Origin of the sequence: Pseudoxanthomonas dokdonensis (genome assembly GCF_001431405.1) — a bacterium.
Lineage (GTDB): Bacteria > Pseudomonadota > Gammaproteobacteria > Xanthomonadales > Xanthomonadaceae > Pseudoxanthomonas_A > Pseudoxanthomonas_A dokdonensis.
The window spans coordinates 88,234-100,840 of record NZ_LDJL01000009.1; the positions used below are offsets into that span (position 1 = coordinate 88,234).

The 12,607-nt window shown below is 56.0% G+C and carries 11 protein-coding genes; 5 read left to right on the forward strand and 6 right to left on the reverse strand.

Going from position 1 to position 12,607, the window contains the following annotated elements; genetic code table 11:
• Positions 1 to 10 precede the first annotated feature (10 nt).
• Genes gmd through ABB29_RS09105 form a run of 3 tightly spaced genes read left to right on the forward strand, consistent with a single transcriptional unit; the run spans position 11 to position 3,955 of the window.
• The gene (gmd, locus tag ABB29_RS09095) at positions 11 to 1,042 is read left to right on the forward strand and encodes a GDP-mannose 4,6-dehydratase (RefSeq protein WP_057658314.1); all 1,032 of its coding nucleotides are present in this window, start codon (positions 11 to 13) and stop codon (positions 1,040 to 1,042) included.
• The gene (locus ABB29_RS09100) at positions 1,042 to 1,929 is read left to right on the forward strand and encodes an NAD-dependent epimerase/dehydratase family protein (RefSeq protein WP_057658315.1); all 888 of its coding nucleotides are present in this window, start codon (positions 1,042 to 1,044) and stop codon (positions 1,927 to 1,929) included. Before gmd ends, ABB29_RS09100 begins: the two co-directional genes overlap by 1 nt.
• Positions 1,930 to 1,984: 55 nt before the next feature.
• A complete protein-coding gene (locus ABB29_RS09105; protein ID WP_157062582.1) occupies positions 1,985 to 3,955 on the forward strand; it encodes a hypothetical protein in 1,971 nt (656 codons plus the stop codon).
• A gap of 508 nt (positions 3,956 to 4,463) precedes the next feature.
• On the opposite strand, the gene ABB29_RS09110 is transcribed toward ABB29_RS09105, so the two are convergent.
• From ABB29_RS09110 to ABB29_RS09135, 6 genes are all read right to left on the reverse strand, one after another.
• Complete coding sequence (locus tag ABB29_RS09110) at positions 4,464 to 5,420, reverse strand: glycosyltransferase family 2 protein (protein WP_057658317.1); 957 nt, start codon at positions 5,418 to 5,420, stop codon at positions 4,464 to 4,466.
• Positions 5,421 to 5,489: 69 nt separating this feature from the next.
• Entirely contained in the window at positions 5,490 to 6,899 is a 1,410-nt protein-coding gene (locus ABB29_RS09115) for a mannose-1-phosphate guanylyltransferase/mannose-6-phosphate isomerase (protein ID WP_057658318.1), read from the reverse strand.
• Between the two features lie 14 nt (positions 6,900 to 6,913).
• Positions 6,914 to 8,269: a phosphohexomutase domain-containing protein gene (locus ABB29_RS09120; RefSeq protein WP_057658319.1), complete on the reverse strand. Its 1,356-nt coding sequence runs from the start codon at positions 8,267 to 8,269 to the stop codon at positions 6,914 to 6,916.
• 83 nt (positions 8,270 to 8,352) lie between these two features.
• A complete protein-coding gene (locus tag ABB29_RS09125) occupies positions 8,353 to 9,294 on the reverse strand; it encodes an electron transfer flavoprotein subunit alpha/FixB family protein (protein WP_057658320.1) in 942 nt (313 codons plus the stop codon).
• Entirely contained in the window at positions 9,294 to 10,040 is a 747-nt protein-coding gene (locus tag ABB29_RS09130; protein WP_057658321.1) for an electron transfer flavoprotein subunit beta/FixA family protein, read from the reverse strand. Before ABB29_RS09130 ends, ABB29_RS09125 begins: the two co-directional genes overlap by 1 nt.
• A gap of 77 nt (positions 10,041 to 10,117) precedes the next feature.
• Positions 10,118 to 11,038: an ATP-grasp domain-containing protein gene (locus ABB29_RS09135; RefSeq protein WP_057658322.1), complete on the reverse strand. Its 921-nt coding sequence runs from the start codon at positions 11,036 to 11,038 to the stop codon at positions 10,118 to 10,120.
• Positions 11,039 to 11,209: 171 nt separating this feature from the next.
• Here ABB29_RS09135 and ABB29_RS09140 point away from each other — a divergent pair, with 171 nt between their 5' ends.
• Together ABB29_RS09140 and ABB29_RS09145 are read left to right on the forward strand one after the other, a co-directional pair.
• Positions 11,210 to 11,950 (forward strand): CoA transferase subunit A, encoded by a 741-nt coding sequence (locus tag ABB29_RS09140; RefSeq protein WP_057658323.1) that lies wholly within the window; start codon positions 11,210 to 11,212, stop codon positions 11,948 to 11,950.
• The gene (locus ABB29_RS09145) at positions 11,950 to 12,579 is read left to right on the forward strand and encodes a CoA transferase subunit B (protein ID WP_057658324.1); all 630 of its coding nucleotides are present in this window, start codon (positions 11,950 to 11,952) and stop codon (positions 12,577 to 12,579) included. Before ABB29_RS09140 ends, ABB29_RS09145 begins: the two co-directional genes overlap by 1 nt.
• Positions 12,580 to 12,607: the final 28 nt, after the last annotated feature.

Below are 12,607 nucleotides of genomic sequence, written 5' to 3' on the forward strand. Positions count from 1 at the left end.
GGGAAGCTAAATGAAAGCGATAATCACCGGAATTACTGGCCAAGACGGAGCATACTTGGCGCAGCTTCTGCTTGAGAAAGGATACATTGTATACGGCACGTATCGTAGGACAAGCTCGGTCAATTTCTGGCGAACAGAGGAACTGGGAATTTCAGGGCATCCGAACTTGCATCTCGTCGAGTATGACCTGACTGATCTGGGAGCCAGCATATCCCTCATCTCCAAAGTCGAGCCTGATGAGATCTACAACCTTGCTGCGCAGAGTTTTGTAGGCGTTAGTTTTGACCAGCCTTCGACTACAGCTCAGATTACCGGGATTGGTTGCCTTAATATTCTCGAAGCGATTCGGCTGGTCAATCCAAAGATAAGGTTCTACCAAGCTTCGACTTCAGAGATGTTTGGAAAAGTGCAAAGCATTCCTCAGATTGAGGAGACCCCCTTTTATCCCCGCAGTCCTTATGGTGTCGCCAAGCTTTATGCGCATTGGATGACGGTAAACTACCGAGAGAGTTATGGAATGTTTGCTGCCAGCGGCATACTGTTCAATCACGAAAGCCCACTGCGTGGGCGTGAGTTCGTAACTCGAAAAATAACCGATTCCGTAGCGAAGATAAAACTGGGTATCATGGATTGTCTGGAGCTTGGCAACCTTGACGCCAAGCGTGACTGGGGTTATGCAAAAGACTATGTAGAGGGTATGTGGCGCATGCTTCAGGTGGATGAAGCAGACACATATGTCCTGGCTACCAATCGTACAGAAACCGTTCGCGACTTTGTAAGAATGGCCTTCGCGAACGCAGGCATCGACATAAGGTTCCATGGAGGAGATGTGAACGAAACCGCTACTGACGCGGAAACGGGAAAGGTTGTCCTTAGGATCAACCCGAAGTTTCACCGCCCAGCCGAAGTGGATCTGCTCATTGGTAACCCGGCCAAAGCCAAGCTAAAGCTTGGTTGGGAGCCAACTACGACGCTTGAGCGCTTGTGCCAGATGATGGTTGATGCTGATATCAGACGTAATAAGTCGGGTTTCTCCTTCTGATGACGGCTCGACGCGTTCTGGTGACAGGTGCGAGTGGATTTACCGGAAGGTACGTCTGCGAAGCTTTTTCTAGGGCTGGATTCAATGTAGATCGATGGGTAACCAGTAAAGAGTCTGACGGCTTCCACATAGACATGAGAGATGCCGGTGCTGTTGCTTCGGCTATCGCAGTTGCTCCTCCGGATATGGTGGTCCACCTAGCAGCTATCTCGTTCGTTGCGCACGCGGACGTGTCCGAGATTTATACGACGAATATTGTTGCCACGAGAAACCTTCTGGCTGCGCTGGCGGGAGCGCCGACTAGGCCGAGCAGGGTGCTGCTTGCAAGTAGTGCCAATGTGTATGGAAACACAGAAGGGAGCGTGGGTGAGTCTGAGCTGTTAAGCCCACAAAACGACTATGCAGTAAGTAAAATGGCGATGGAGTCGATGGCGAGGCTATGGGTTGAGTATTTTCCCATTTTTATAACTCGCCCTTTCAATTACACCGGCGTCGGGCAGGCCGAAAGATTTCTAATTCCTAAAATCGTCGCCCATTTCCAAGAAAGAAAGAAGGAGATTGAACTGGGCAACATCGATGTGTTCAGGGACTTTGGGGATGTAAGGGACGTTGCGGATATCTATTTGAAACTTGCGACATCTGCCGAAGGCCATTGGAATATCGTGAACATTTGTACGGGCGTGGCTACTTCAGTTAGGGAAATTATTGGGATGTTAGAGCAGCTTTCAGGACATCGGATTGAGGTGAAGCAGAACCCTGTGTTTATGCGAAAGAACGAAATAAGGATGCTGACGGGTGATCCTACGAATCTTAGGGAAATGCTGGGCGACCCGAAGCGATTCTCACTAATGGAAACACTTGCGTGGATGCTGTCGTCACGGACGTGATGTGGGCATATCAAGTAAGTAAACAGAGTATCCCGCTATGGTAGATATGGCAGCTATGAACTCAGTTATCAGAAATCGCTTGAATGTAAGGGATGCTCGTTTCTGGCTGGGCGTACTGATCGTCGTGGTGCTAGCGGTTGCCATCAAGATGGTTTATGTCCGGACAGCGGAAAGTCTCTACAGTGCCGAAGAACTTCCATTGGCTGCTATTTCAGTTGCAGGAGGCGACGGGCGAATTACAGACATTGCAGTGACGCGATTGTACGGAACAAGCAACCTAACAACGGCGGCATCCCTGAAAGTGCTTGGCTTCGACGCTATGGCATTGAAAGCGCCGAATATGCTGTTCGGGTTGTTGACAATCGTCCTAATCTATCTGTCAGTGGCGAATCTGATTAAAGAAGAAAAGTCGCTGTATGCACTATGGGTGGCGACGGCCTTTGCGCTTGGACCTCCAATCATACAGATCTGGTCGCTGAAGAATCGCGGCGGGTTCATAGAGAATATATTTGGCTTTGCGCTTTGCATCTGGATCTGCAGCCGCGCGCAGCGGACTGAACGGCGCCTGGCGCCTATCGAGATCCTGATAGTTGGGCTGGTTATTGGAGTATGTATTTGGTCGCAGCCTATCGGCATCGTCTGGGGCTCAGTAATGATGGCCTTTGTTGCCTTGACTTTCCTTGGGAAGGACCTTAAAGGTTTTCTGCTAGCGGTGCTGCTTCTGCTTTTCGGTCTCAGTCTGGGCCTTATGCCGCTTCTACAGCTGAATCTGCTGTTCGACTTCCGTACCTTGAAGACGATTGAAGGCGGGGAGCTTGTGAACGGCGCTGATCTGGGCATGGCCAACAGAGCGCTGGCCTTGATCAAGGGAGGGGTACCCAGAGTGCTTGGGTTGAAGGAGCAATGGAGTGATGGCTGGGTAGTGGGCACTACGACCGGTTGGTTGCTTTACATATCTTTCATGCTCGCCGTCATCGCAGGCGGTATGCAGGCGATGGCTGCTTGCTTTAGGAAGCGAGCAGTCACGGTAGAAATTGCGTTGTTGACCAGCGCGGCGCTGGTACTCGTTGCAAACGTAGTGTCCAGCTGGGGTAACTTTCAGCTAGAGCCAAGAAGACTGCTGCTTCTGTACGTTCCATTCTTTATCCTCGCCGGACGCTTTCTATACGGTCGCGGGGCCATTGGTCCGTTCTTGCTTGCGTTATGGTTAATGTTTAGTTGTTACGCGAATATCTCCTACATATCTAAACACAAACATGGATACTCAAATTCCATGTTCATAAAGCTCAATGGTGTTGCGGAGTTCTTGAAGAGTCAGAACGTGGTTGGTGTATATGCAAATGTATGGACCGGTAGTCGTGTGACTTTTGAGTCAAAGGGAGCCATTGTCTGGTTTAGATCAGACTACACGCCAAGTAGCTATGGATATCTTGGCGATACAGTGCTGCTCAAAGACGAAGCGATGCTTTTCAACAACAACATGCCGGCGGAAGTCGGCCTTAGGGATAAGTTCCTCGCGGATTTGAAGAAGCAAGGCGATGTTTGCATGACACGCGAGATTCAGGATGTAAGCATAGTTTACGGCTGCAATAGGGAGATCGAGCTTCGGTCCCTCTCCTACTTGTTCTCAAATTCGCAACCCGTTGGCACTGAGATTTACATCGGTAGTGATGACCAACGGATCAAGACGCAACAGGGAGAGAAGAAAGATTCTGGGCTGGTGTCGAACGGCAAGTCTGGATATCTGGCTTATGGTCCTTATATTTCGCTTGGACCTGGTAAGTACGAGATTACGTTGTACGGCACTTCGACGACGCCAGCTACGTTAGATGTCTGCCATGCCCATGGTAGAAAAATTCTGGCTAGTAAAGACGTACAAGAATCTGTCGATCTGGGCGGCAAGAGTATCCTTGGAAGGCTCGATATAGATATTGCTATTCCCGTCAGCAATCTGGAGGTACGAGTTCGAGTGGGCGAAGGTTCTGATACGGCCGTCGAAGGGATTGCCTTCAAGCGGGTAGATTGACGTCTGGTTGCTCTTTGGTTGTTGGAAGTGGCTAGCTCCCTAGGAAAGTGAATAGGTGTACTTGCGCGGTCAGGTGTTAGCGCATGACGCGACTAGATTGATTAGCTCGGTAGCAACTATGTGTTCATGGCTACTAAAGCTATAACTTACGGCGGTTAGCTGTATGCTATCGCGTTTGCTAGAGGTGCGGTCTGCCCATTGACCGGGCGCTTCGAGAATGGGGCTTCAGTTCGAAGAGTGGCAATGCAGACAGGCGTTTAGCTTTTCGGAAGAATCAGCCTTCTGGCTGCAAAAATGCAGGGCTTGAGATCTATTTGCCAATCGAAACGATCTGTGGCCCGAACAAAAGAAGCTCCTTCACGGCCGCCCACGATTCTTCCACTTGGTGAGCTTCAACCAAGTGACCGGCCGTCGGACGATCTGGACGGCGAAATCAAATATCGTCGGCCCGGACTACGAGAGGGACCACATTTGTTCTCAACCAACTCTCCGGTCGAACAAGTTTCTGTTAGGTGTTCTTTTCCGACGACGCGTATTCCAGCCTCTGCACTCGAAGCAGAATCTTCTCGAGTAGCTTGCGATTCACCGAAATGATATCGGCCAGGAGAGCGATCATCAGGAACAAGGCACCAAGGATGATACTGGTGGCACCAAGTAGCAGCGACTGCAGGTGTCCTGAACCGTCGCCCGTAAAATAGAAATACAGAAATCGAACCATCGCTAAACCGCCGACGGCCAAAAATACCACAGCTGGCCAACAGAAGAACGTCACGGGCCGATATGTCACGAAAACCCGCAGAATCGTCACCAGTGACCTGCGGACGTAGCTGGAAATACTTTTCACGAGCCGTGAAGGCCGTAAGTCTTCGTTGGTCCGCACGGGGACGGAGGCAATTCTCAAGTTGCTGACGCCCGCCTGGATGATTGTCTCCAATGTGTACGTGTAGGCATTGAACACGTTGAGGCGCATCGCTGTTTCCCTCGAAAACGCGCGGAAACCGCTAGGTGCGTCGGCGACTTGGGTTTTGCTCGCGACGCGAACCGCCCAGCTACCTAGTCGTTGCAGTTTGCGTTTTATCCAGGAGAAGTGTTCGGTATCGTCGATCGGTCGAGCACCTATGACCATGTCCGCTTTGCCGGCCAAGATCGGAGCCGTCAACAGTGGGATGTCGGAACCCTCGTATTGGTTATCGGCGTCAGTATTGACGATAACATCGGCACCACGTCGCAAGCCCGCATCCAGTCCTGTCATGAACGCCGCCGCGAGACCTCGATTGACTGGGTGTTTCACCACGTGGTCAACACCTAGCTCCAACGCGAGCTTCGCCGTATTGTCTGTTGACCCATCATCGATGATTAGCCATTCAACCGTGTCGAATCCCTCCACGTGGCGCGGGAGAGCGCTCAAAGCCACAGCCAGGGTGCCCTCTTCGTTCAGACACGGTATTTGGATAATCAATTTCATGCGTCTATCGGTCCCTGGAAGTGTTGTTGTAAGGCAAAGTTATGGCAATGTAATAGTCAGTCGGTTCTCTTAAGAGCCTACACGGCCATAGACGTCGTCAAAGCGGACGATATCATCTTCGCCGAGATAGCTGCCGGACTGGACCTCGATCAATTCAAGCGGCAGCTTGCCGGGATTATCCAGACGATGAGTCACTCCGAGGGGTATGTAGGTGCTCTGGTTTTCAGTGAGCAGAATCGATTCATCTCCGCGTGTTACCTTTGCGGTACCGCTGACGACGATCCAGTGCTCAGCGCGATGATGATGCATCTGCAGGCTCAACGACGCACCTGGTTTGACCGTGATGCGCTTTACCTGAAACCGATCGCCGTTGTCGATGGAATCATAAGCGCCCCAGGGACGATAGACTTTACGATGAGCTGATGCTTCGGAGCGCCCATCTCTTTTGATGCGAGCTACTACTTCCTTGACTTCCTGAATTCGGTCGCGATGTCCGACCATTACCGCATCATCGGTCTCGACCACGACGACATCATTGAGACCAACCATGGCGATCAGTTTGGAACCATAAGCATAGGTGTCGTGGCAGTCTACCTCGATGACATCGCCATGATGGGCGTTGCCAGTGGCGTCCTTATCGGAGATTTCCCAGAGGGCCGACCACGAACCTACATCGCTCCAGCCGGCATCCATCGGCACAACTGTTGCGGCATCAGTTTTTTCCATGATTGCGTAATCAATGGAATCGTTTGGGCTGTTGGCGAAAGCATCGGGATCAAGACGAACAAAGTCCGTGTCCGCCTGCGCTTTATCCAGTGCCTCCCGACAAGCGGAAAGTATCGCTGGCTGCAGCTTTTCAACCTCTGCAAGATAGCGCGACGCCTTGAACAGGAACATGCCGCTGTTCCAATAATAGTTCCCTGATTCCAGATACATTCTGGCCGTTTGAAGGTCGGGTTTTTCCACGAACTCCTCGACGGGCATGGCACCGGTGTTCCCGTCTGCCTTGATGTAACCATAACCTACCTCGGGAGATGCCGGCTTGATGCCGAATGTCACCAGTTTTCCCTCTTCGGCCGCTCGAGCGGCTACCTCTACGGCAGCGTGAAAAGCAGCCTCGTCGCGGATGACGTGATCGGAAGGGAGAACCAGTAGGATCGCATCTTCATTACTTTTCAAGGCTTGCAAAGCAGCGACAGTGATCGCGGGTGCCGTGTTGCGGCCCATGGGTTCCAGAATGAGTGCCAAGGGCTTGACTGAACACTCGCGCAGTTGTTCCGCGGCCATGAACCGGTGTTCCTCATTGGCCACCACAATCGGCGCGAGACCGGCAATACCTGAGACACGCTTCCATGTGGCTTGCAGCATCGTGTCATCACCGACCAGTGGCAGGAACTGCTTTGGATAGGCTTCGCGGGATAGTGGCCAAAGACGCGTTCCGGAGCCACCGGAAAGAATGACAGGAAGCAGAGGCGACATATGAGAGTCCTGAATCAAGTAGAGGAAGAGCCGTTGATGAGGGTGGTCATTTCGTCAGTACGTGCACGTAGCAGAGCCGCATTATTTCGCGTCTCAATGTTGAGGCGCAACAATGGTTCGGTATTTGAACTGCGCAGGTTGAAGCGCCATTCGCCAAAATCGGCACTTACACCATCAGTGTGGTCAAGTGACGGCGCGTATGGGGAGTAGTGGTCGAGGATAGTGGCGATCGTGGCCTGGGCATCTTCAACACGGAAGTTGATTTCGCCACTGCACGGAAATGCTTGCATTCTATCAGCGACCATCTCACCAAGTGGGACCCCGGTCGCGGACACAAGACCCGCGATCAGAAGCCAGGGAATCATGCCTGAGTCGCAATAGGAAAAGTCGCGAAAATAGTGGTGAGCACTCATCTCACCACCGTAGATAGCATCTTCGGACCTCATACGCTCCTTGATGAAGGCGTGGCCGGTCTTGCTCATCACCGGCACGCCGTTGGCCTGTCGGACCATTTCTTGCGTGTTCCAGACAAGTCGCGGGTCGTGGATGATCTTGCCCCCCGGATGATTCTTCAACAGCGCTGTGGCGAGCAGGCCAACCAAATAATAACCTTCGATAAAGTTTCCAGCAGCATCGAAGAAGAAACAGCGATCAAAATCGCCATCCCAGGCAACCCCGAAGTCTGCACCATGTTCCCTTACTGCAGTACTCGTGGCATGGCGGTTACCGGGAAGCAAGGGATTGGGGATGCCATTCGGGAAGGTGCCATCTGGCTCATGTTGAATGGATATGAACTCAAACGGCAGGTGCGGTGACAACCGATCAATCACCAGACCGGCGCCGCCGTTACCCGCGTTGGTAACGATCTTCAGCGGTTTGAGATGGCTGGTGTCAACGTAACTGAGAAGGTGCTCTACGAATGCGGATTTGTCTTCGTCCACCGTCAGTCTTGCCTGGCCGTGCGGTAGCCTAGCTTCGCTGGCCGCATAGTCGCGGATCGCGAATAAACCGGAATCACCACTTACCGGACGCGAATGCTCACGCACCAGCTTCAGACCGTTGTAGTCCATTGGATTATGGCTGGCCGTTACCATGATGCCGCCTGCGGCTTGGCGGTGGGACGTCTGGAAGTAAACTTCCTCGGTTCCGCATAGGCCAATGTCAATAACATCCCTGCCAGCCAGATTGAGCCCCTGGCAGACGTGTTCCAGCAGTTCAGTGCTGGTCAGTCGTATGTCGCGGCCCACAACCACTGGTCCTGGTCCGAACAGATTGGCGGCACCCGCACCGATGCGTACGGCCAGACTATTGTTCAGTTCTTCAGGAACACGTCCGCGTATGTCATAAGCCTTGAAGCAAGCCAGCGTCATTGTGGTTGGTCCTCAAACTCGGAAAAGCAGGGGGCGCCAGAATGGCGCCGGCTCACTTGATTGTGGTCGCGGAAGGCTTCGGATCAGCCCAGCGCCTTTTCCAGCTCCGGCAGCAAGGTAAACAAATCCCCCACCAGGCCGATATCGGCGACCTCGAAGATCGGGGCTTCGGCGTCCTTGTTGATGGCGACGATGGTGCCGGCGTCCTTGATTCCGGTCAGATGCTGGATGGCGCCGGAAATGCCGATGGCGACGTACAGCTCCGGAGCGATGATCTTGCCGGTCTGGCCGACCTGCATTTCATTGGGCACGTAGCCGGCATCGACCGCGGCGCGCGAGGCACCGACGGCGGCGCCGAGTTTGTCGGCAAAGTCGTAGATGATCTTGAAGTTCTCTTCCGAACCCACGCCGCGTCCGCCCGAGACCACACGTTTGGCGCTCTGCAGATCGGGGCGATCCGATTTGCCGGCGGCCAGACCGACGTAGCGGCTGTGGGTGGGTAGGGTGGCGTCAACGCTGGCCGCTTCCACGCTGGCATTGCCGGTCTGTGCGGCTTCCGACCACGAAGCAGTACGCACGGTGGCGACAACGATCTGATCCGCCGGCACCTCGACGGTGATGATTGCGTTGCCGGCGTAGATTGGACGCTTGAAGGTATGCGGGCCTTCGACGCTCATCAGATCCGATACCTGGTTGACACCCAGCAAGGCGGCCACGCAGGGCATCAGATCCTTGCCGAAGGTCGTCGATGGGCCAAACACATGGCTGTAGCCATTGGCCAGTTTGGCGATCTGCGGCGCCAGCACCTGCGCAACCGGCTGTGCATTGGAGTCGTTGGCGACAGTGATGACTTTCGCGACATCATCGATCTTGGTAGCGGCGGTCGCCACTGCCGCAGGATCAGCTGCCAGCACGACGATATCGATGCTGTCGGCGCCGATCGCCTGCGCCGCCTTGACGGTCTTGGCGGTGGAGGAATTGAGTGCGCCGTCCAGGTGTTCGGCGATGACCAGAACCTTGCTCATTACAACAACCCCTTCTGCTTCAGTGCGGCAACCAGTTCGGCTGCGTCCTTGACCATGACGCCCTTGCTGCGCTTGGCAGGGGGTGCGTATTGGGTGACCTTCAGCGTATCGGCGGCGTCAACGCCCAGTTCCGCCAGCTGCAGGGTTTCCATCGGCTTGCTCTTGGCCTTCATGATGTCCGGCAGCTTGATGAAACGCGGTTCGTTGAGGCGCAGGTCAGTGGTGACCACCGCGGGCAGATCCACTTCCAGGGTCTCCAGACCGGCATCCACTTCGCGGGTCACCGTGGCCTTGCCATCGGCAATCTCCAGTTTGGAGGCGAAGGTTGCCTGCGGACGGCCCCACAAGGTCGCCAGCATCTGCCCGGTCTGGTTGGCATCGTCATCGATGGCCTGCTTGCCGAGGATGACCAGGTCCGGTTGTTCTTTTTCCACCAGCTTGAGCAGGGTGCGCGCGGCGGTCAGCGGCTGCACGGCTTGATCGGTCACCACGTGGATGGCACGGTTGGCGCCCATGGCCAGACCGTTGCGAAGATGGGCCTGGGCATCGGCCGGGGCGATGGTGGCGACGATGACTTCGCTGGCAATGCCTTTGTCGCGCAGCCGCAGGGCTTCTTCCAGCGCAATTTCGTCGAAGGGATTGGCCGACAGTTTGACACCATCGGTGATCACGCCCGAGCCATCGGGTTTGACCTGGATGCGGACGTTGTAGTCCACCACGCGCTTGTAGGCGACGAGAATCTTCATCCTTAGCTTGTTCCTTGGATTGCGGCAGAAATGGAGCCTGTGCCGGAATCTCCGGGACAGACCAGCGATTCTACCCGTCAGGCACAGGCCGTGCGAGTGCGTACGGCGGCGCTTGCCGCCAGCCGCGCCGCCAGTTGCCTGGCCAGTGCGTGTGCGGCGGCCCCGGCATGATCGAGAAAAAGAGAGGGCTCGATCAGTTCCAGTTCCAGCAGTCGTGGCGTGCCATCGCTGGCCTCCAGCAGGTCGACGCGGGCATAGGCCAGGGGCTCCTCCAGTTGCAACAGCCGGCTGGCCGCTGCCAGCGCGTGTTCAGCCAGGCTCCGTTGTACCGGACTGGCATTGCTGAGGGCAATGCGTTCCGGCAGGGGGTGATCTACCTGCCCCAGCCGGGCCTCCTTGCGCAGTGCGTGGCTGAATTCCCCGCCCAGGTAGACCAGGGCGGTTTCGCCCTGCAGATCGACCGAGGCCAGGTACGGCTGCAACAATGCGGAGCGCTGCTGGTCGAGCAGGCCGGCCAGATGGTTGCTGGCCGCAAACAGCTGGCCCGGCGAGTAGCGGACGGCATCTTCGGCGCCCGCGCCAATGCAGGGCTTGACCACGAATTCGCCTGCGGGCTGGGTTGCCAGCCATGCCTCGAGCACCGGCAGGGCCGCTTCGTCAGGCTCGACAAAACGACTCGAGATCACCGGCACGCCCATCGCCGCGAGATCCGCCAGATAGTGCTTGTCGCTGTTCCAGCGCAGCACCGCCAGCGGGTTCAGCAACAGGCAGTGCTGCTGGATCTGGTCACACCAGGCCAGGAATTCCGGCAACCGGCGGGTGTAATCCCAGGTCGAGCGCAACAGCACCGCATCGAAGCCGCGCCAACTGATGGTGGGGTCGTCCCAGGCCAGCGCGCGCGTCGGGATGCCGAGTGCCTGGCAGGCGGCCAGCAGCGGCGGCAAATCGGGGTCGTGGCCGGTGGCGGCAATGGCGGTGGCAATGGCGAGTGTTGGCATCGGCCCAGTATACGAAGGCGGGCATCTCTCACATTGAAAATTGGCACTCGCGCGGGAACACAAGCCACAACGGACGCCTGCTGCCATCGGCCGAAAGTCCGCTGTGCGCCTGGCGGGCAGCGGCTAGAATAGGTGGTACGTGTTCGAACCACTACGGAACAAGGAATCACCATGGCCCAGGCTTCATCCTCTGCCGCGCGCGGCAAAAACAAGTTGTTTCCCTCAGCTGAGGAAGCGCTGCAAGGCGTCGTCGCCGACAATCAGGTGCTGGCGGTGGGCGGATTTGGCCTGTGCGGCATTCCTGAAGCGCTGATTGCCGCCTTGCGCGACAGCGGCGCCAAGGGCTTGACCGCGATTTCCAACAACGCCGGCGTCGATGGCTTCGGCCTGGGCCAACTGCTTGCGACGCGTCAGATCAAGAAGATGATTTCGTCGTATGTCGGCGAGAACAAGGAGTTCGAGCGCCAATACCTGGCCGGCGAACTGGAACTGGAATTCAATCCGCAAGGTACCCTGGCCGAGCGCCTGCGTGCGGGCGGTGCCGGCATCCCGGCATTCTTCACCCGTACCGGCTACGGCACCGTGGTCGCCGAAGGCAAGGAAACCCGCCAGTTCGATGACGGCCACTGGTACGTCATGGAGACCGCGCTCAAGGCCGACGTCGCCCTGGTCAAGGCATGGAAAGCGGACAAGGCCGGCAATCTGGTCTTCCGCAAGACCGCGCGCAACTTCAATCCGGCCTGCGCGATGGCCGGCAAGGTCTGCGTGGCAGAAGTGGAGGAAATCGTCGAGATCGGCGACCTGGATCCGGACCACGTGCATCTGCCCGGCATCTATGTCGACCGCATCGTGCACAACCCCAACCCCGAGAAACGCATCGAAAACCGTACTGTCAGCGCAGGAGCCCGATAATGGCCTGGACCCGAGATGAAATGGCGCAGCGCGCCGCGCAGGAACTCACCGATGGCGCCTACGTCAACCTGGGTATCGGTTTGCCGACGCTGGTCGCCAACCATATTCCGGATGGCGTGGATGTCTGGCTGCAATCGGAAAATGGCCTGCTCGGCATCGGTCCGTTCCCGACTGAACAGGAAGTCGATGCCGACCTGATCAATGCCGGCAAGCAGACTGTAACCGCCCGGCCAGGCGCAAGTTACTTCGGCAGCCACGATTCATTCGCGATGATCCGCGGTGGCCATATCGACCTGGCCGTGCTGGGCGCCATGCAGGTGACTGACAAAGGTGATCTGGCCAACTGGATGGTGCCGGGCAAAATGGTCAAGGGCATGGGCGGGGCGATGGATCTGGTCGCCGGCGTGAAACGCATCGTGGTGCTGATGGAGCACGTCGCCAAGGACGGAAGCCACAAAATCCTGCCGCAATGCGATCTGCCGCTGACCGGTGTCGGGGTGGTCAACCGGGTCATCACCGATCTGGCGGTATTCGACGTCATCGACGAGGGTCTCAAGCTGGTTGAGATGGCTGACGGAGTGGAAATGAGCGATCTCCAGGCCAAAACCGGTGTGCCGATTCTCAGCTAAACCGGCGTTGCACCACAAAACGCTGGAT

Excerpts from the sequence above, each read along its gene's own strand:
- ABB29_RS09135 (WP_057658322.1), bottom strand. The coding sequence starts at position 11,038 with ATGCCAACACTCGCCATTGCCACCGCCATTGCCGCCACCGGCCACGAC.
- gmd (WP_057658314.1), top strand. The coding sequence starts at position 11 with ATGAAAGCGATAATCACCGGAATTACTGGCCAAGACGGAGCATACTTG.
- ABB29_RS09105 (WP_157062582.1), top strand. The coding sequence starts at position 1,985 with ATGAACTCAGTTATCAGAAATCGCTTGAATGTAAGGGATGCTCGTTTC.
- ABB29_RS09130 (WP_057658321.1), bottom strand. The coding sequence starts at position 10,040 with ATGAAGATTCTCGTCGCCTACAAGCGCGTGGTGGACTACAACGTCCGC.
- ABB29_RS09140 (WP_057658323.1), top strand. The coding sequence starts at position 11,210 with ATGGCCCAGGCTTCATCCTCTGCCGCGCGCGGCAAAAACAAGTTGTTT.
- ABB29_RS09145 (WP_057658324.1), top strand. The coding sequence starts at position 11,950 with ATGGCCTGGACCCGAGATGAAATGGCGCAGCGCGCCGCGCAGGAACTC.
- ABB29_RS09115 (WP_057658318.1), bottom strand. The coding sequence starts at position 6,899 with ATGTCGCCTCTGCTTCCTGTCATTCTTTCCGGTGGCTCCGGAACGCGT.
- ABB29_RS09125 (WP_057658320.1), bottom strand. The coding sequence starts at position 9,294 with ATGAGCAAGGTTCTGGTCATCGCCGAACACCTGGACGGCGCACTCAAT.
- ABB29_RS09110 (WP_057658317.1), bottom strand. The coding sequence starts at position 5,420 with ATGAAATTGATTATCCAAATACCGTGTCTGAACGAAGAGGGCACCCTG.
- ABB29_RS09120 (WP_057658319.1), bottom strand. The coding sequence starts at position 8,269 with ATGACGCTGGCTTGCTTCAAGGCTTATGACATACGCGGACGTGTTCCT.
- ABB29_RS09100 (WP_057658315.1), top strand. The coding sequence starts at position 1,042 with ATGACGGCTCGACGCGTTCTGGTGACAGGTGCGAGTGGATTTACCGGA.